This window comes from Sphingobacteriales bacterium, assembly GCA_016706405.1.
Taxonomy (GTDB): Bacteria; Bacteroidota; Bacteroidia; order Chitinophagales; family UBA2359; genus BJ6.
The window spans coordinates 817,633-837,077 of sequence record JADJJT010000003.1 but is presented as its reverse complement, the minus strand read 5'-3'; the positions used below and the strand labels follow the sequence as shown (position 1 = coordinate 837,077).

Annotated in this window: 14 protein-coding genes and 1 pseudogene; 11 read left to right on the top strand and 4 right to left on the bottom strand. The window is 40.5% G+C overall.

What is annotated here, in order from left to right; genetic code table 11:
* Positions 1-112: 112 nt before the first annotated feature.
* The 5 genes and pseudogenes from IPI59_15195 (at position 113) to IPI59_15175 (ending at position 5,399) form a co-directional block, all read left to right on the top strand.
* Positions 113-1,356: pseudogene (locus tag IPI59_15195) on the top strand (methionine adenosyltransferase).
* A gap of 116 nt (positions 1,357-1,472) precedes the next feature.
* A complete protein-coding gene (locus tag IPI59_15190) occupies positions 1,473-2,201 on the top strand; it encodes a hypothetical protein (GenBank protein MBK7528842.1) in 729 nt (242 codons plus the stop codon).
* Between the two features lie 39 nt (positions 2,202-2,240).
* A complete protein-coding gene (locus IPI59_15185) occupies positions 2,241-2,927 on the top strand; it encodes a DUF4230 domain-containing protein (GenBank protein ID MBK7528841.1) in 687 nt (228 codons plus the stop codon).
* A 245-nt stretch (positions 2,928-3,172) separates the two neighbouring features.
* Positions 3,173-4,006 (top strand): hypothetical protein, encoded by an 834-nt coding sequence (locus IPI59_15180; protein ID MBK7528840.1) that lies wholly within the window; start codon positions 3,173-3,175, stop codon positions 4,004-4,006.
* A gap of 151 nt (positions 4,007-4,157) precedes the next feature.
* A complete protein-coding gene (locus IPI59_15175; protein ID MBK7528839.1) occupies positions 4,158-5,399 on the top strand; it encodes a 3-deoxy-D-manno-octulosonic acid transferase in 1,242 nt (413 codons plus the stop codon).
* On the opposite strand, the gene IPI59_15170 is transcribed toward IPI59_15175, so the two are convergent.
* Positions 5,388-6,146, bottom strand: a complete 759-nt coding sequence (locus IPI59_15170) for a hypothetical protein (protein ID MBK7528838.1) — start codon at positions 6,144-6,146, stop codon at positions 5,388-5,390. The genes IPI59_15175 and IPI59_15170 overlap by 12 nt on opposite strands.
* 253 nt (positions 6,147-6,399) lie before the next feature.
* On the opposite strand from IPI59_15170, the gene IPI59_15165 reads away from it, so the two are divergent.
* On the top strand, positions 6,400-6,645 hold the full coding sequence (locus tag IPI59_15165; protein MBK7528837.1) for a DUF3098 domain-containing protein: 246 nt from the start codon (positions 6,400-6,402) through the stop codon (positions 6,643-6,645).
* A 40-nt stretch (positions 6,646-6,685) separates the two neighbouring features.
* Here IPI59_15165 and IPI59_15160 read toward each other — a convergent pair whose 3' ends face one another.
* Positions 6,686-8,260, bottom strand: a complete 1,575-nt coding sequence (locus tag IPI59_15160) for a DUF839 domain-containing protein (GenBank protein ID MBK7528836.1) — start codon at positions 8,258-8,260, stop codon at positions 6,686-6,688.
* Between the two features lie 378 nt (positions 8,261-8,638).
* Between IPI59_15160 and lipA the strand changes: the two genes are divergently transcribed.
* From lipA to IPI59_15135, 5 genes are all read left to right on the top strand, one after another.
* Positions 8,639-9,514 (top strand): lipoyl synthase, encoded by an 876-nt coding sequence (gene lipA / locus IPI59_15155; protein MBK7528835.1) that lies wholly within the window; start codon positions 8,639-8,641, stop codon positions 9,512-9,514.
* A 193-nt stretch (positions 9,515-9,707) separates the two neighbouring features.
* A complete protein-coding gene (locus tag IPI59_15150; protein ID MBK7528834.1) occupies positions 9,708-12,584 on the top strand; it encodes a T9SS type A sorting domain-containing protein in 2,877 nt (958 codons plus the stop codon).
* 300 nt (positions 12,585-12,884) lie between these two features.
* On the top strand, positions 12,885-13,658 hold the full coding sequence (locus IPI59_15145) for an enoyl-CoA hydratase/isomerase family protein (GenBank protein ID MBK7528833.1): 774 nt from the start codon (positions 12,885-12,887) through the stop codon (positions 13,656-13,658).
* Positions 13,659-13,766: 108 nt separating this feature from the next.
* Positions 13,767-15,101 carry a hypothetical protein gene (locus tag IPI59_15140; protein ID MBK7528832.1) on the top strand — a complete coding sequence of 445 codons (1,335 nt, stop codon included), beginning with the start codon at positions 13,767-13,769 and terminating at the stop codon, positions 15,099-15,101.
* A gap of 71 nt (positions 15,102-15,172) precedes the next feature.
* Positions 15,173-15,697 (top strand): hypothetical protein, encoded by a 525-nt coding sequence (locus IPI59_15135; GenBank protein ID MBK7528831.1) that lies wholly within the window; start codon positions 15,173-15,175, stop codon positions 15,695-15,697.
* Positions 15,698-15,766: 69 nt separating this feature from the next.
* On the opposite strand, the gene IPI59_15130 is transcribed toward IPI59_15135, so the two are convergent.
* On the bottom strand, positions 15,767-17,173 hold the full coding sequence (locus IPI59_15130) for an L-serine ammonia-lyase (protein ID MBK7528830.1): 1,407 nt from the start codon (positions 17,171-17,173) through the stop codon (positions 15,767-15,769).
* Positions 17,174-17,430: 257 nt separating this feature from the next.
* Positions 17,431-18,876, bottom strand: coding sequence for a tail fiber domain-containing protein (locus tag IPI59_15125; GenBank protein ID MBK7528829.1), 1,446 nt, complete (start codon positions 18,874-18,876; stop codon positions 17,431-17,433).
* Positions 18,877-19,445: the final 569 nt, after the last annotated feature.

Sequence of the window (19,445 nt, the reverse complement as noted above, 5' to 3'; positions counted from 1 at the left end):
CCGGATTAAACCGCGCGTGTTGTATCTTTGTGCGCCATTTTGGTTATACCATAGTGGTAGTATATTTTTTTTGTTCTCAATTTATTAATCTTTTTTATAAATATCACCCTACATGGCCTACGTTTTTACATCCGAGTCAGTATCGGAAGGACACCCCGACAAAGTTGCCGATCAAATTTCGGATGCAATTTTAGATGAATTTTTACGACAAGACCCCGAATCGAAGGTGGCCTGCGAAGTTTTAGTTACTACCGGATTAGTGGTTATTGCCGGCGAGGTAAAAAGTAAAGCCTACGTTGATATACAAAGTATTGCCCGCCGTACTATTAACCGCATAGGCTACACAAAATCGGAGTACCAGTTCGATGCAGTTTCGTGTGGTATAATAAGCGCCCTCCACGAACAATCAGCCGATATTAACCGTGGGGTAGAACGCAGTAACGAGGAAGCTCAAGGTGCCGGCGACCAAGGCATGATGTTTGGCTACGCTTGTAACGAAACCGACCATTATATGCCCCTTACCGTTGAACTGTCGCATTTATTACTGCGCGAGTTAGCCGCTATACGCCGCGAAGGAAAAGTTATGACGTATTTGCGCCCCGATGCAAAATCGCAAGTTACCGTTGAGTATAATGACCAACACCAGCCCATACGCCTCGATACGATTGTAATTTCAACCCAGCACGACGATTTTATTAAATCGGAAATAGCCGCACCCAAGCCGCAGCCGATACCGCAATGCTTAAACAAATTACTGCCGATGTGAAAACACACCTTATTCCGCGTGTAAAAGCATTGCTGCCCGAACGGGTTCAAAAATTGTTTACTAATAAAGTGCGCTACTACGTAAATCCAACCGGCAAATTTGTAATTGGTGGCCCGCATGGCGATACCGGCTTAACAGGTCGTAAAATTATTGTTGATACCTATGGTGGCCGCGGCGCACATGGTGGCGGCGCTTTTTCGGGCAAAGACCCTTCAAAAGTTGACCGCTCGGCGGCTTATGCAATGCGCCATATAGCTAAAAATTTGGTAGCCGCCGGCGTTGCCGACCAAGCCTTAGTGCAGGTAGCCTATGCTATTGGTGTTGCCGAACCCGTTGGCTTATATGTAAACACCTACGGTACAGCTAAAATAAATTTATCTGACAGCGAAATTGCCACTACTTTAAGTAAAATTTTTGATTTACGCCCTTATGCCATCGTTAAACGCTTACAATTAAAAGCACCAATTTACGAGGCCACCGCCGCCTATGGCCACATGGGGCGCACGCCGGGCAAAAATGGCAAACACGAAACATTTGCCTGGGAACGTTTAGATTACGTGAAACCTATTGCCAAGGCTTTTGGCCTATAATTGAGCAATAAATTTTGTCTTTGACTACTTGTTGGTTTAATTTTTAATTAAATTGCTTTAACTTTCGGGGCAATTTAATTGCTGCTATTCTATTATTTATTTTCTTGTGTTGTATTGTGAGTAAAACTAACAAAGCCCATACCGATAACCCCTATGCTAACCTAACCATGCAAGAGGCGCAACTCATTTATCGCCACTTGTTTGAAAATGCCGACTACCACAGGCAAATCGCAAAATTGTTGGCTCAAAATGAGCATTACGGTATGGCGAATGGTCATTTGGTTATGGCAGCCGAAAACTATTTACAAGGCTTGTCAGTTCATTTTGTTGGTTGGGGTTTACCCGTTGAGCAATTTAAACGCATTGCGGGCTTGTTTAGCCAAACCGACTCGGGCTGGCAGGTTTCGCCCCTTGCCATGTTTGCAGGTTTGTACTTGCGGGCAATTTACAATTTATTCGAGGGGGCATCGGGCAATTTATTAAATGCAAATTGGCAACAACTTTTTCAAAAGGCAACAGATACTAACCTGAACCCAATAACCATAGCAAAAAAGTCGGCACAATTTACTGCTTGGTGGAACAGCGCTCGCGAACTTCAAAATAAAAGTTTTAATGTGGTGTTAAATGTTAATTTATCAACGCCGGCACAACAAACCTTAAACGATTACAGTTTGTCAGAGAATATTGTTAATGAATTGCGCGAAAATTGCTGGCAAATTATGGAGTTCACTAAAAAAATTCCGGATAAGCAACGTACAAGTTTTTTTAATTGGATGAAAACTTATTTAGAACCAATTTTAAATGCCATCAATAAATTTTCATTCGATTCAATTCTTAAAAAATAAACGAACCTTTATAAAAAGTAATATTGTAGTTTGTTATTTATGACCAATCAGCCGCCATCATCTACCCGCTTTATAGACATGCTGTTTAAGGTACTACTCAACCTATTGTTTTTTACTATAATATGCGGGGCAATTTATTGGGGATACTCTAAACTGCGCGATAATTTGCTTAAAGGCGAAACGGTAGTAGTGAAAGATAACCACGAAGTAATACTTGAACGCATACAAAACGTTTTTAAAGTAATATTGGTCGAGGGCGAGTTTGCCGATGTGGTAACCTACCGCGATTTTTATAGTTACGATTTACCCGGATTTAGAAAAAGTGCCTTGCTAAAAGTAAAAGCTAAAGTAACAGTGGGCTACGATTTAGACAGTGTAGCTATGAACTATGACCATACTACCAAAACTATTAATATCATCCGGATGCCAGCACCTAAAATACTTTCTATTGACCCCGATATTCAATATTATGATGTGTCGAATGGCTTGTTTAATTCATTTTCTCCGGAAGATTTGACCAAATTGCAAAAATCAGCACGCGACACCATAGAACTTAAAGCCCGGCAAGGCGGACTTTTAGAAAAAGCCAGTCAACAATCGGTTCAAATGTTAGATATGCTTACCTTTGCCGCCCGCGAAACCGGATGGAATATTACCGTTGAAGGCAAACCATTTAAACCACAAGCAGTTTTACCCCAAAAACAAAACCCGGCACATGGGCAGTAAATGAAGTGGATAAAAGGTCAACAATATACGTTTCAAGTCGATTGTAGGTGTTGGATGTAGTAAAATGCCTAAATCATTGATTTTGAATTTGTTAAATAATTTATATAAATTTGAATAAGCCAGGTCGCTACTTTTTCTTCCGGATAATTTTTTTGCGACTTTGGCAACTCAATAAAAATTGCAAAGCTTCCTAAATTAAACGAAGCCAAATTTTTCTGAACGCCTAATCTTAACTACTTAATTTCATGCAAAATAACTTTTTATTTTTGGCCTTAAAGCTACTTGTTTTGGTAGCTATCTGTTTAAAAACAGCTAAAGCGCAAACCCCTGCCGATACGCTGCCTATAAATAATAGTATTGTTGTTACAGGCAAGGCAAACTCTTATGTCCCTAAAATTAGTGTTGGCACCCTCATTCAGTTCGAATACGCCTACCAACTGCCCATTATGGATATGGGCAAACGGTTTGGCAACAACTCAAATATTGGCTTAACGATTTTGCAAAAAACAGGTAAAAATTGGTTTTATGGCATAAATGGCCAATTTTTATTTGGTTTTAAATTGCGTGAAGACTCGTTGGCTTGGAACTTATTCGCAGAAAATGGGCAAATTTGGGGACGAGACGGCCTGCCTGCCGATGTTGTTTTTGCCCAACGTGGCTATATGGGGGGTATGCGGCTGGGCAAACTATTTCCATTAAATCCGGTTAAAAATCCTAACATGGGCATTATGGTAAGCCTTGAAGGAGGGTATTTTGAGCACCGGATCAGAATTTTTGACCGCTATCACCAAGTACCGGCCTTAGAAGGCAATTTTAACAAAGGATACGACCGGCTAACAAAAGGCTTTTTTGTGGGGCAGTCTGTTGGCTTTTTATATTTAGATCCCAAACGTCTTAAAAATATTTATGTAGGAGCGCATTTGTACGAAGGTTTTACCCAACCTCAACGCGCATTTAATTTTGATACCCAACATCCCGACTTAGTAAAAAACCGAAAAGATTGGCTTGTAGGCTTCAAAGCCGCTTTAATTTTACCCCTTTACCGCACAGAACAACAAAAACGATATTATACTCGATGATTTGATTGGCTTTTAGTTTAGGCTGATGGCTAATGGCTGATGGCTAATGGCTAATGGCTGATGGCTAATGGCTTTTTTGTCCCGCAATAAATTCTAACTTGGTTTTGCTTTGTTTTTATATTTAGTTTTTTTTAAGATAGCTTTGTTTTTTTTGGCTATTATCAGATGGTTTAACCCAAAAATTGCCTATTTTTTGCAAAGCAGGCGAAAAGCATTCACACAATTGCCAATGCCACCATCCGGAAAAATGGTTATTTGGATGCACTGCGCTTCGTTAGGCGAGTTTGAACAAGGCCGACCTGTTTTAGAAGCCATCAGGCAGCAGTATCCGGATTGTTGGATTTACTTGTCGTTTTTTTCGCCATCGGGGTACAACGTAAAAAAAAATACGCCGTTGGCCGATGCCGTTGGCTACCTTCCGTTCGATTTGCCCAAATATATTGACCCTTGGTTAAAGGCACTGCGCCCCAATTTGGTGATCTTTGTAAAATACGAGTTTTGGTTTTATGTGTTGCAACAGTTAAAGAAAAAACAAATTCAAGTGCTTAGTATATCGGCTATATTTAGGCCCAACCAGCCCTTTTTTGCTTGGTGGGGAGGCTTTGCCCGGCGCGGCTTGGCCTGTTTTAACCATATTTTTGTACAAAATACACAATCGGTACAACTTTTACAGCAAATTGGCTTAGAGCAGCGCTGCACCTTAGCCGGCGATACCCGCTTTGACCGTGTTTGGCAATTTACACAATTGCCACCAGCGTTGCCAAACCTTATTTTGCCCTTTTTTAAATCTGATGAAAACGACCATTCCCAAACTACAAAAGTTTTGATTGCCGGCAGTACCTGGCCTGATGATGAAAAATTGTTAGCAATGGCGTTTAGGCAATTTCCGGATAATTGGAAAATGGTAGTTGTACCGCACGAGATTACATGGAGTCATTTACAACATATTGAGCAGGCTTTCTCTGACCAAGACATAGTTCGCTACTCCGATTTAGTTTCGGGAAAAGTTAATTTTCAGTCGCATAAACAACCTCCTAAAATATTAATAATAGATACCATTGGCTTGTTAGCAAACTTATACCGTTTAGGGCAGGTTACATGGATTGGCGGTGGATTTGGTGCAGGTATTCATAATACCTTAGAGGCGGCAGCCTGGGGAATACCGGTTTGTTTTGGCCCTAATTATAAAAAATTTAACGAAGCAGTTGAACTTATAAATAAAGGAGCTGCGTTTAGTATAACAACTTGGCAAACTTTGACTGATAAAATTAAGGAATGGCAGCAGCATCCGGAAAATGGGGAGGTAGCTGGGGCATCCGGAAAAAATTATATTGCCGAGCAGCAAGGGGCAACAAAAAGAATAATGAATTACATACAGGATTTATTGGCGTAAAGCATCCATTTTTTTGACCATCATGAGCAGTAAGATAATGATTTTTTTAATTTGATGAGTTTTTTCGAGCGAGTTTAACACGCCTTCATATTGGTATTGTAATTGCTCGTGCGATAGTGTGATGGTAGCTCGCATAGGGTAGGCGGTTTCTATTAACAGTTGCTGGATAGGTTCGTCGTTCATTATTAAACGGACGAAATCAGTTGCGCCGGTTGCATCAAAATAGCGGTAATAGTCGTGGTGGGTTTGGGTGGCAACTTTTGCCAAACTGCGCAATAGGTTATAATTTTTAGGGGTAAGAGTAAAACTAACGCCATAATATACGGCATTAATGCCAAGAAACGTATGATAAGTTAATCGCCCTGATTTATTGGGCTCGACCTTTGTTTTTATGAGCAGGTTGCGGTTTAAGTACTGCCCTTGTAAAATTGGAAACTGCGGTTTTAAAGAAAACGAATGCCCTGGCCACTCCATGCCAATAATATAGCCTATAAGTGCTTGTGGCGTAAAGCGGTTTCGGGGTTTGATTATTACTTTTAAACCCAGTTCAAGGTTTAACCAATCGTATTGGCTTAATACGGTATTGCTGATGTAATTGTAATAGGCCCCAAGTATTGATAAGGTTAATAATGGCAACAAAACAACCAAAAAACTTAACCACCAAGCATAATTACTTGCTACTAAAGCCAATAAAAATACCAATATTATTATCAACCATTTAATAACTGTTAATTGCAACGAAGCCAAGTTTACCACAGGTTTGTGTAAAAGTTAATAAAATGTTTACCAGATATTGTAAAGTAAAAGACGAAGGCACAAAAATAGGAGTAAAATTTGACCTTATTGGGGTGTGCAGTTCTTGGATAACTCTTTTGCGCTTTATTTTATGTTAAATTACCAGCGAATAAACTATAAACACTTATTTTTTGTACCTTAGCGGCTTAATTAATTAATTAAGAGTACAATTACCTACGGAAAACAAAAATATTATCTAATAGTTATGGATAACAAACCTCAATTATTGTTCGGGAAAAAAAACTTTACCTTCGTTTTGGCCGGACTTGTTTGTATTGTTATAGGTATGGTGCTAATGCTGGGTGGTGGCAATGCCCCCGACTTAACTAAAACCTATCCCGAAGCCACTTTGTATGGCACCCAACGCACTTTAATTGCTCCGTTTTTAATTTTAGTTGGTTTTGGCCTACAAATTGTTGCCATTTTTACGCAAAATAAGCCTGCCGAATAAAATAAACTATTTCGTCTAATTAATGGTTTAATTGGTTTGATTATACCAAAGAAATAGCAATAACGCTGGGCTTTGGGGCGGCAGATTTGCCCCGCGGCCAATGGCTTAGATAGCCGGTTTGGGTGTTGGCATTTTCGCCGGGGTGTTGTACACTTAAAAACAATGTATCGTAATTAGGCGAAAACATAGGGCCGGTAAACTCGGCGTTATTAGGTGCCGAAGCAATTTGTAGTACTTTTCCGGCATTTTTTCCGGAGGCAGGAACCATAAAAAGTCCGTTATTTTTAAACGGCAAATATTCGCTATTTTTCATGGCCGAACCACTAATATCAGAGGTAAACCATAAATTGCCATGGTCGTCAAAAATTAAATTATCCGGACTTGAAAACCCCGTTTCTTCACCTCCGGTTAAAAAATATTCGTGTTTAAAGTGTAATGCTGCATGGTCATTATTTTGTTCAACAATTTTTAAAATAGCACCGTGGTAATTATTATTTTTGGAGTTATTGGTTAAAGAAACAAAAACCTCGTTAGTAAAGGGGTGAATTTCAATATCTTCGGGGCGGTCAAGTTTTGAGCCACCTACCAAATGCGCGGCCTCGCGGGTACGCACCAACATGTCGAGTTTGGTTTTAAATTTTGCGCGTAAATCAGGATTATTTTTATAGTCCAACGGAATCCATTCTCCTTTTTCTAAGTTGGCAACATATAAAGTGCCGGTTGCCAGCGAGCCGGGTTTGTCGGCAATAAATTTGTACAAACATTCAAAATAATTATCATCTCCGGTATATACCACGCAACGGCCATCTTTGGTTAAAACGGTGGTAGCACATTCGTGGGCAAAACGCCCCATAGCGGTATGTTTTTGTGCCTTTCCTGTGTAGGGGTCAATTTCAACCACCCAGCCATAATGTTCGGGTAGGTGTGCGGGGTAAAATTTTTCCCAACCTAAATCGCTATCAATATGTGTTGCGGGTTGGGTAGTATAGTTGGTTTCGCCAACAAAAAGATAATAATTTTCTTCGCAGGTAAGTAAGGTGTTCCAAGGTGTTTTGCCGCCGGCACAGTTTGCCAAAGTACCAATGGCTGTTTTGTTGCCTTTAATTGCAATATTATCGGCAAATGGGATGGGCGTTAAAGCGGTAATTCGCCGGTTATAGGCATCGTTTTTTACAAGCGACCATTTTTTAGATTCCGGATTTTGTTTAATCCGGATAATTGTACCCCCAACAGCGTACATTTCTTGTTCAATATCAAGTTTAGTGGCAGCTTGAGTTTTCATAATAAAACGGTCGCAATACTCGTGGTTTACCCAAAGTAATAAATCGTTGGCAGCATCATTTATTTTAAAGATACATAAATAGTCATTGTCGAAGCCAAATTTATCGGCTTTTGAGATAGGGTCATTCCAACTAATCAGCAAATCGTATTTTAATTCAGGACTAAGCACAACATCGTCCAAACTGTTAGGGGCAATGCCTGTATATTCAATTTGCGACAGTTTAGAGATATGCTGTTGCTTGGCAGTTTTATAGGTGTAAACACACCCATACCCCGAAAAAGTAGCAGTTAGGCCAAGGCCTCCTAAAAATTGTAAAAATTTACGGCGGTGCATTATATTAATTGATATTTACTTAATGTTGATAAAATAAAACAAGCAAACTCGTTTAAAAAGAACACAAATATACGCCGCCAAATAAAATACTAAGCAAGTAGCCCAATTTTGTGCTACCGAAGTACACCAATTTGTCAGAGCAGAATATAGCGCGATACTTTTTATCCGGAAACCTTTGTAAATAAAGGGCTGTAGCTCGTTTTAGGGCTATAGTTTAAGCCGGCAAACTTTGATTTTTGTATTTTTTATGACGGTCTATTTCGCTTAATTTTGCTAAATATTGCCGTGCCTCAACCATTTGACGCATAAAACTATTAAAACTTGCCGCAAAAGTCGTAATTTTAGCGTTGAATTACAATTTTTATATTGTTTAGTTATATGATTGAACTTACCTTAGTTAACCAAGTTGCCGAACAACGCCCCCGAAAACCCGACTGGCTTAGGGTAAAACTACCTATCGGAGAAAATTATCGAAGGGTGCGCAATTTGGTTGATGAGCATAAATTACATACTATTTGCGAAAGTGGTAACTGCCCTAATATGGGCGAATGTTGGGGAGCCGGAACAGCTACTTTTATGATATTGGGCAATGTTTGTACCCGCTCGTGCTCGTTTTGTGCTGTTGCAACTGGTCGCCCCAACGAATACGATACCGACGAACCCCGCCGCGTGGCCGAAGCTGTTACTTTAATGGGGGTTAAACATTGTGTTATTACTTCGGTAAACCGAGATGAGCTACCCGATGGCGGCTCGACTATTTGGGCTGAAACCGTCCGCGAAATTCGCCGACTTAGCCCACAAACCACTTTGGAAACTTTAATTCCGGATTTTAAAGGTAAATGGGACAACCTCTACCGCGTTTTAGAAACCCGCCCCGAAGTGGTGTCGCACAATATGGAAACCGTAAAACGCTTGTATCGCTTAGTGCGCCCACAAGCCCGCTACGAGCGCAGCCTCGAAGAAATTGCCCGCATTAAAGACTATGGCCTCAGAACCAAATCGGGATTTATGGTAGGGCTTGGCGAAACCGAAGAAGAAGTTTACGAAATATTAACAGACTTGCGCAAAAATGGCTGCGATGTAGTTACCATAGGCCAATATTTACAGCCTACCAAAAACCATTTGCCCATAGATAATTATGTTCACCCCGATACATTTGCAAAATACCGCGATATGGGTTTGGCAATGGGGTTACCGTTTGTAGAAAGCGGCCCCTTAGTACGCTCCTCATACCATGCCGAAAGACATTTGTAATAGTAACAGCAAATCAAGCAGTTAATTTTAAAAAAACTAATTTTGAGGATGTTAATAAATGTTAGCACAAAACAAGTAAATTCAATAAATTTGCAGCGCCAACCAATTTAAAGGCTTAAACCGATTTGGTAAGAATTAGTAAAAAACAAAACACCACAGATAAATTAATTTAAAAATCTCAATATCCAGCACAATGAAAAAAATTATACTTTTTGTTTTAGCTTTTACAGCCATAGCAACTACTTTTTATGCGGGGCAACTGATGGTAAAAAAAACGAACCAATCTGTTGCCGAAAAAGAGCGTGAGCATGGCGAAGAAGAAAAAGAAGGTGGCCGAGTAATGTCGGCTAAATATTTTTACGCTATAAAGGCTAACCAAATTACCGGAAAAATTGACCTTGCCGATGTTTATAAGGCTGAAAAACAAGCCGATAAACTGCAACAAACTGCGCCTGCAAAAGAAATTGATATGACTTGGGATTTTATTGGCCCAAACAATGTAGGTGGTCGCTCGCGTACGGTAGTTATTGACCGGAACAATCCTAAAAGTATGATACTTGGCTCGGTATCGGGTGGGTTGTGGACAAGCACAGACGGCGGTTTAAACTGGGCTGAGCACCCGCAAAACCCCGATTTACCTTCAAAAGCTATATCGTATGGCGTACAAGCGACTAACGGCTATATTTATTTTGGTACAGGCGAAGGATTTTATTATTATTTTGGATTTGGTGCTGGGGGAACGCCTGGCCGCGGTGTCATTGTGTCAAAAGATGGCGGCAAAACATTTGAACTATTGGCAAGTACCGACCCCGGTGCAACCCCCAATATTAACTTTGGCTGGGCTTCGGTAAATAAATTAGCCGCACACCCCACTAAAAATATTATTTATGCAGCCATTGGTAACAACGAAGCTGCTGGCAGCGGGTCGGGGTTATTTTATAGCGATGACGACGGCCAAACCTGGAAAGTGCCCAATGGCATTAACAATAACGATAAAATTGGCTGGGATGTTGTAGTTGCCGCAAACGGAACTGTATATGCCGCTATTGGCAACCGATATTTTCGCGCCAATGATGGTGAAAACTTTGAACTGCTAAACTCTCCGGATAATTTACCTGGCGACTTTTTAGCAACAGGTGGCCGCAAACGTATGGCCGTGGCACCTTCTAACAATAATATTATTTATTCTATTTTTATTAATGCTAATAGCAGTTGTTTGCAAGGAGTGTATCGCTCAGAAGATGGAGGTAAACTTTGGGTTGAAATTGGCGCCGGAGGAGGAGATTTTTTTGATCCTTTTGATAACTCAGTTCAATGCCAGGGTAGCTACGATTTAGCTTTCGCCGTTGACCCCGCCAACCCTAACCGCATTTTTGTAGGGGGTATTACTTTATGGACTTGGACTGATGGCGATGGCTGGCTGCAAGTTGATAACACCTTCGACAGCCCACAAAACAATAAATATGTTCATGCCGACAAACACGATATTGTTTTTCATCCAACAGACCCTAATCAAATGTATATTGTTTGCGATGGTGGCATATTTTGGTCGGGCAATGCCAATGCTAAATTCCCCAATTTTAAACCATTAAATAAAAACCTTCGCATCACACAATTTTACGGTATTGCCGGCTCGTTGCACGGTGCAATATTAGGCGGTACTCAAGATAACGGCACGCAGTACATTAACTTTTTTAACAACTCAAAATTTGATGCAGATGAATTAATAGGTGGAGATGGAGGTAACGCCGAAATGTCAAAACTTAGGTCCGGAACCATGTTTGCAGCCAATCCGGAAGAAAAATTTTATAGATCATCAAACCATGGCCAATCTTTTAGCACCTTTTTTGATGAACGAATTGACTGCGAACCACTAAGTTCAGATGGGTCTTGCAATGGAGATGATAAATTAGACGGCGGAGGTGGTTTTATAATTCCTTTTATGTTGTGGGAAGATTTTGACGCCTATGTTCAATCTTTATTTATAACTCCTAATGACCCTGTTGTAAAATCTCGCTTTTTTGTAGGAACAGGTCAAGGGCAAGGAAGCGGCGACTTATGGGTTACCGACGAACCTTTGGTATTTAGCAAAACACCAAAATGGTATAATATTGCTACGGCAAGCCCCAGCGAAATTACCGCCATTGCTTCGTCAAAAGATGGCAATTTAATTTATGCAGGTACCGCCGATGGCAAACTTATCCGGTTTAACAATTTTAACACCCTCGATTTAAATGCTATCCACAACAAAGTATTTAAAAAAGTAAATCCAACTGGTATTACCGAATACAAAATATTTAACTTAAAAGATGTTGCACCGGCCGGTTCAGAAGGGCGTTATATTACCGCCATTAGCATTAGCCAATCAAACCCCAAAGAAGTAGTAGTTAGCTTAGGAAACTACGGCAATAATGATTATGTTTTGCGCTCAACGAACTCTGATGCCAGCAGCCCAGTTTTTGCCAGCATACAAGGCGAATTGCCTAAAATGCCGGTATATGATATTGTAATAGATCGCAGTAATAGCAAAAAAATTATTTTAGGTAACGACCGTGGCGTTTGGGCAGGTGAAATATCCGGAACTACTGCGACTTGGTCGTGGCAATCGAAACAAATAGGCAATACACCCGTTTATTCGGTAAAACAAGAAACAACGCTTAGCGATACCAAAGATATAAAATTTGCCTCGGCAAGTTGTTATGTTACCTATGCCGGCACGCACGGTAAAGGCATATACCGCAGCACCTCGCTTACCTCATCGTTTTGCGATGTAAGTATGCCCACTACTATTGATGGCGTTGAAAATGTCCCTAGCACAACTGCAAATATTACCTTAGCGCCTAACCCAATGAGCCAAGCAGCTACGCTTACCATTACCACCCCCGACGAAAGGATTGAAAAAATTGCACTCTACGATGTTAAAGGCACTTTTGTGCAAACACTATCGAACCAATTAAACCCCGGAAACCACCAAATAACCATTAACCGCAAGGGCTTACCCGCCGGAAATTATTTGGTTGTAACCAGCACACCCAAAGGCAATATTACCCGCCAATTAATAATACAATAAGATATTTAATATAATTGGTAGCTTGAGCCAAAACTTAGTTAATTGATAAAAAGAGACGCGATAGTTGCTATTGCGTCTCTTTTTATTTTTTAACCTCTACTTTTGAAGTAACAAACTTGCTTTGTAGTTGAATTGAGTTCTTCGTTCTTCCCTCGTTACATTTCTGGAGGTAAAACCGAATTAAAATGGTATTTTTGCCGGAAGTTTTATTATTGGTTTTGCTTGTATTGCCGCATAATCTGCTAAAATTGCCAATAATAGAATAAACTTAACTTAACACAGTTAAACCGAAAAAAATAAATGAGCCAGTTACTTTTACAAGCCCAAAACGGTATTTTGCAAATAACCATTAACCGCGAATCCAAACTGAACGCCTTAAACACCGCTTTAATTGCCGAATTTGAAGAAGTACTTCAACAATATAGAGACGATTCAAGTATATTTGGCCTAATTATTACCGGATCCGGAAGTAAAGCCTTTGCCGCCGGTGCCGATATTGCCGAGTTTGCGCAGTACAACAGCGACGAAGGCAGGCAAATGGCCGCAAAAGGAATGCCCATGTTTAGAGCCATTGAAACCTACCCCAAACCCATAATTGCAGCCGTTAATGGCTTTGCCCTTGGCGGTGGATGCGAGTTGGCAATGGCCTGCCATTTAAGAGTAGCAGCCACTAACGCCCGGTTTGGGCAGCCCGAAGTAAACTTGGGCCTTATACCCGGATACGGCGGAACACAACGGCTACCGCAATTAATTGGCCGCGCCAAAGCCTTAGAGCTAATTATGACTGCCGAACCTATAAAAGCAGACGAAGCCTTACAGTTAGGACTAGTAAATTATGTAGTTGAACCCGACCAACTGCTGCCAAAATGCTACGAACTGCTACAAAAAATTGCTACCAAAGCACCGCGAGCCATCGCACGTGTTATTAGCGCGGTAAATGCTTATTACGATGAAGGCGTTAATGGTTTTGCCACCGAAGTGTACTTGTTTGGCGAGTGTTTTGACGACCAAGACTTTAAAGAAGGAACAACCGCCTTTATTGAAAAACGCAAAGCTAATTTCTCCGGAAAATAACCCCCTTTGCCCCGCCAAATATATAGCTACTACACAAATTATATATAGTGTTGCTCGCCAATTTGTCTTTCCGGATGAAAATAAATTCATTTTAAATGTTCTTTTGCTTTGAAAAACCACCTTTTTTTTTCTAACAAGTTTTATTGCCATTTTAATTGTTTTAGGCTGTTTTGGCCTATTTTAATAGCATTTATTCTTGTTAACATAACAAATTGCAAACCAAAAACGAACGAAACAAGAGATGCAACCCAACAGCCCGATATTGCCCTTTTTGATACATTTGCCCGACAAATTGAACTTAGCCTAAACCAAGGCGACCCAAGCTTTTTCAACGACCACTTTTTGTTAGACAGCCTTATTTCGCCCACTATTTCGCGTTTTTCGGCCCCACACGATTTTCAGGCCGGTTTTATGGCGGGAATGAAAGAGCAAATAGCCGTGGGCGAACAAATTGTAAGCGCTATGGGCATGGAAGGTTATTATAAATTGTTGTGGGTTAAAATTGATACCGCTGCACCAAAAAATACAACGGGTGCAAAAGCACTTTTCCGGATGGTGAACGCCGCTGGTTTAGATTATCATATTTTTAGCCTTCAAAAAAAGCAAAACAAGGATAGTATCATTATTTCTGATTTTACGATTGTACGAGGTGGCGTAGCTTTTAGCGACCTTATTTTGCGCTTATATTTATCCGGATTAACCGAACATTTAGACTCGACTATTGAAAATCAAATGACCGATTTTGAAAAACAATGGCTACAATATCAACCTCAAATTGCCCTGATTGAAAAATCGTTAAACGAAAACAAATATAAACCCAACAAAAAGAAACAGCAAACCATAGCCCTTAAAAACCTAAACGATTTACCGCAACCGTTGCGCAACGATAAATTGGTACTTTTGATGGAGTTAAGTGCTGCTCAGTATTTAGGCGGTAAACAATTAAACGAAACTATTGTTAAATTTAATCAAATTTTTCCGGATGACCCAATTGTGGATTTAGTGGTGCTCGACTATTATTTTGAAACAAACAAACCGTCAAAAACACAGCTAACCGCCATTGATAATATTGAAGCAAAAATTGGAAACGACCCTTACTTAAATATTTTACGCGCAACTATATACACCAAACAAAATAATTATACTATTGCCGACAGCCTATTAACAAAAGCTATAGCACAAGAACCCGATAACGAAGAACCATGGTGGGATTTAATTGAACTGCGCCTGCGTCAAAAACAATTTGAGCAAACAGTAAATTTATTTGCCCCAATGCAAACCCAGTTTAATATTAACCCTGCCGAGTTTTTACTTGCCGATGGCTACGATGCCTTTTTTACTTCAACGCCGTATTTAAACTGGGAAAAAGAACACCCAATACCCGACTCGGTGCGGCAAGTCTTGCAAAAACCTGTTGGCACTTTTAAACTACATGAACAATAAAAATATTATTTATTTGGGCGTTAATTTTACGCCTCTAAATATTGTTGATAACATTTTTAATACTTATTTGTATGGGCGAAACCATTCTTGACATTATAAAATTTATTTTACCGGCAATTGCCGTAATTGTAACAGCTTATTTGGTGTTATCAACTTATTTAAGAAGTCAGTTGCAACAAAAGGCCATTGAGCTAAGTCTTCAACAAAAACAACAAACTTTGCCGCTGCGCCTGCAAGCATACGAGCGCTTAATTTTATTTTTAGAGCGAAACACCATACCTAATTTGGTATCGAGGCAAACCCAGCAAGACACCGTGCCCGAAATGCAAATGATGTTGGTTGCCGGATTGCGCAGCGAGTACGAACATAACCTTACACAACAACTTTACGTGTCAAGCGAGGCTTGGAACATGATACGCGCCGTAACCGAAGATACCATTGGCATTATAAACCGCATTGGCGTAAACCTGCCAAACGAGGCCAACGGCATGGCACTTTGCCGCGCCTTGCTTGAGCATTATGTACAAAACCCACAAGCTATGCCCAATCAGTTTGCTATTGAACAGTTAAAAAGCGAAGCGCGAGGCCTGTTATAATTTGTACGGTGTTTTCAGCTATTTAAACACAGTATTAAGTTAAAAAAGCACTAAGCTTGCAAACAGCCGTTAGCTGCCCATATTAGAAGTCCATTTGTGCAATTTTGCCAAGCCCCCTTGCGCTGTTTCCTTGTATTTGTCCGACAAGTCTTCTCCGGTTCGGCGCATCGTTTCAATTACCTCATCTAAGGTAATGACGGCATTAGCTGCCTGCCGTTTTGCCAATAAATAAGCATTAAACGCTTTAACAACGCCGTTTGCATTGCGCTCAATACAGGGTACTTGTACTAAGCCGTTAACAGGGTCGCAGGTCATGCCTAAATGGTGTTCCATGGCAATTTCGGCAGCGGTGGCAATTTGGTGAATATCGCCCCCTAAACAATAGCTAAACAAGCCCGCCGCCATAGCTGCCGCCGAGCCAACTTCGGCCTGGCAGCCCAATTCGGCACCCGAAATAGAGGCATTGTCTTTAATAATAAACCCAATCATAGCGGCCATAAATAAGCCACGCTGTAAGGTTTTTTCGGCAATTTTACAATCAAGGCGCAAGTACTCTAAGGCGGCAGGTAAAATACCCGCTGCGCCATTTGTTGGAGCAGTTACAACCATTTGTCCGGCAGCATTTTCTTCGGAGGTGGCCAAAGCGTAAGCATTGAGGCGGGCAAAAAGTGCTTCGCCGTATTGTTGTTGCGCCTCGCAAGCCAAGGCATCGGCATACATGTTTTTGGCGCGGCGTTTTACATTTAACCCTCCGGGAAGCACCCCTTCGCGAAGCAAACCGCGTTGTACACTTTGGTGCATTACCGCCATAATTTGATCTATTTTTTCAAATATCTCCGCTTCGGTAAGCCCCGACACAGCTATTTCATTTTCAAGCAAAATGGTTTCAACCGGAATATTTGTTTGCTCGTGGTGGCGCAACAATTCCCAAAAATGATTGTAGGCATATTTTGGCACGGCAGCAACGTTTGAGGTTGATTTTGTACTGCCAGACTCCTCTTTTTCAATAAAACCGCCACCTACGGAATAATAGGTGCTGGTAAAAAGTATTTCGTTGTTATGTAACAAATTAAACGAAAGCGTATTAGGGTGTTTTGAGGTAGGAGTTAAATAGTCGAAATAAATGTTGGAGGCTACAAACGGGATAAAAAATCCGGAAAAAGGCAATTGAAAAACAGTATCCGGATGGTCAAAACAGGTATTTAGTCGGTCAATATTTACGTATTGCGGTGTATCGCCCAGTAAACCGGCCAAAACAGCCCGATGCGTGCCGTGCCCAATGCCGGTATGTGCTAACGAGCCAAATAAATTAACCCGAATTTGTAGTTGTTGTATAGCTTCGGGCGAGGTTTGTTGTTGTAAGTAGTTCTCAACCTCAAGTCTGAACATATTGGCAGCCCGCATTGGGCCAACTGTATGTGAGCTTGAAGGTCCGGGGCCAATTTTAAAAAGTTCAAAAAATGAGGTTCGAATCATGTCAATAATGAAAAAGAGTGCTGTTTGACAAATATATTAACAGCGAAAATTAAATTTGATTGCTAAACTAACATTTTTTTACCTAAATAGTTGATTTGCTTGTTGATTAGTTAAATATATCCGGATGTTTTTTTATTTTTTCAACGCATTTTTGTAGCTAACAAAAACCTCGCCCTATAAAAGAGCGAGGTTGGGTGTTAAACCAGAATCAACGTTTGTTTAGTTTGTATTTTGATTGCTTAGTTTGTTAGTTTAGGTTATTTGTTTACTACCATTTGTTTGCTTTCAACAGTTTGGCCGTCAATAACTAAGCTATAAATATAAGCGCCGTTAGCAAAATTATTGGTGTTTATGTTTACATTGCCAGCACCGTCGGTAATATTTATTTGTTGTAAAGTGCGGCCTGCCATATCGGTAATAACTATTTGGGCATTGGCAGTATTTTTGTCAATTGCGTAGCTAATGCTGGTTACATCTTTGGCAGGGTTTGGGTGGTTTTGGGCTACCGAACCTTTGACAATTTTAGCAACTGGGGCTACTGTGGTTTTGCTGTTTTCTGCTTTTGTTGGGTTGGCAACAGGTGCGGCGGGGGTAATACCTAATTTTGCATTAATGGCAGCTATTTGTTGCTCAAGGGCAGTAACTTTGTTTTCGAGGGCTTGTTTTTGGGTTTCGCTCTCTTTGATGGCTTCAACAAGTACGGGTATTACGGTGCTGTAATTTACGGCCAAATAACCACGTCCATCGTTCATAACGGCTTCGGGCAATACTTTTTGCAAGTCTTGAGCTATGAAACCCAATGTGTTGCCTTCTTGGAATTCGATACGACCAGCAAACTCGTTGGTTTTGTATTGGTAAGACACACCGCTTAGGGCTTTTACTTTATCTAAGGCGCTGCCTATTTGTTGTACATTTTCTTTAAATCTTGCGTCTGAGGCTGTCCAAACGCCACCTGAGCAATAGGTGTTGCCATTTACATCTAGTTTATATAGCGGGGTGTTAAAACCAACTCCAAATTTATCACTGGCTTGATTAGTAGCTACGGTAACTTGGCCTGTAATGCGTGCTGTTCCTACAACATCAAGGGTTTTAGTTGGGGCATCGGTGCCAACACCAAGGCGGCCATTATGTAAATCAACAGCTACACGGGTAGTGCCATTGCTTTTGAAAAACATTCGGTCGTCAGAGTCGCGGTAAAATAAACCATAGTTAGCATAACTTGGCGAGTGGGCGACAATGGCGCGTTCGCTGTTGATAGTGCCGCTTGCGTATATATAGGCCATGGGGGTAGAAGCGTTGCTGTATCTGAGCGAGCCTGTTAAACCAATACTGCCGGCGACATCAAGTTTGTAAGCGGGGCTACTTTTTCCAATACCTACCGAGCCACCTCCATTGGCTATAATAACATTTTTTGAAGAATTGTAGTTTAAACCCAATACGTCGGTAGTTGCGTCAATTTCGTTGCCATCTATTAACATTATTTGTGTGCCGCTCTCAATTTTAACTGCTGCAGTTGACCCGTTATTTTCGGCGCCAACAACATGCAGATTTGTGCTTGGGGCACTGGTGCCAATACCAACCTTGTCGCCTCCATTGGTAAGGTAAACTTTTGCGCCGCCGTCTGTCCATTGGGCAAATAAATTGTTGGTTAAAAAACCGAAAGCAAGAAGTGCTAAAACGAATAAAAAGTTACGTGTAGTCATGATAAAAAATGTGTTTGAGTGTGAGAAAAATATGTTTTTAAAAAAAAGAAATAAAGTAATGAGTGTTGTGATTGGATATTTTATTGAGCTGAGTTTGTGTAGTGATTGAGTTGTTTGTTTTAATAACGATTGAGTTAGTTTTTGCAAGCCGGATATTTTAGTTTTTTTGTTTGAGTGGAGTGATTGAGGTGCTTGAGTTTGTGTAGTGATTGGGTCGTTTGTTTTAATAACGATTATGTTAGTTTTTGCAAGCAGGATATTTTAGTTTTTTTGTTTGAGTGGAGTGATTGAGGTGCTTGAGTTTGTGTAGTGATTGGGTTGTTTGTTTTAATAACGATTATGTTAGTTTTTGCAAGCAGACTTTTTTGAAGTTTTTTTGCGCGTGAGTGTTTGAGTGTTTGCTGAGTGTTTGCTTGTTTGTTTATATAACTTCCGGATATTGTTTTGCAAGCAGGTTGTTTGCCATAAGCAGTTTTTTTATTTGGCTGAATTTATCCGGAAAAATAGTTGAACGAGGTGTGGTGTTCTAAGAGGTTATCCTTATGTAAGTGCTAAAAAAGCTTAATTTA

What these genes read in the sequence shown, in the direction of transcription:
- IPI59_15185 (MBK7528841.1), top strand. Translation starts at nt 2,241, where the DNA reads ATGACCAATCAGCCGCCATCATCTACCCGCTTTATAGACATGCTGTTT.
- IPI59_15180 (MBK7528840.1), top strand. Translation starts at nt 3,173, where the DNA reads ATGCAAAATAACTTTTTATTTTTGGCCTTAAAGCTACTTGTTTTGGTA.
- IPI59_15165 (MBK7528837.1), top strand. Translation starts at nt 6,400, where the DNA reads ATGGATAACAAACCTCAATTATTGTTCGGGAAAAAAAACTTTACCTTC.
- IPI59_15160 (MBK7528836.1), bottom strand. Translation starts at nt 8,260, where the DNA reads ATGCACCGCCGTAAATTTTTACAATTTTTAGGAGGCCTTGGCCTAACT.
- lipA (MBK7528835.1), top strand. Translation starts at nt 8,639, where the DNA reads ATGATTGAACTTACCTTAGTTAACCAAGTTGCCGAACAACGCCCCCGA.
- IPI59_15150 (MBK7528834.1), top strand. Translation starts at nt 9,708, where the DNA reads ATGAAAAAAATTATACTTTTTGTTTTAGCTTTTACAGCCATAGCAACT.
- IPI59_15145 (MBK7528833.1), top strand. Translation starts at nt 12,885, where the DNA reads ATGAGCCAGTTACTTTTACAAGCCCAAAACGGTATTTTGCAAATAACC.
- IPI59_15135 (MBK7528831.1), top strand. Translation starts at nt 15,173, where the DNA reads ATGGGCGAAACCATTCTTGACATTATAAAATTTATTTTACCGGCAATT.
- IPI59_15130 (MBK7528830.1), bottom strand. Translation starts at nt 17,173, where the DNA reads ATGATTCGAACCTCATTTTTTGAACTTTTTAAAATTGGCCCCGGACCT.
- IPI59_15125 (MBK7528829.1), bottom strand. Translation starts at nt 18,876, where the DNA reads ATGACTACACGTAACTTTTTATTCGTTTTAGCACTTCTTGCTTTCGGT.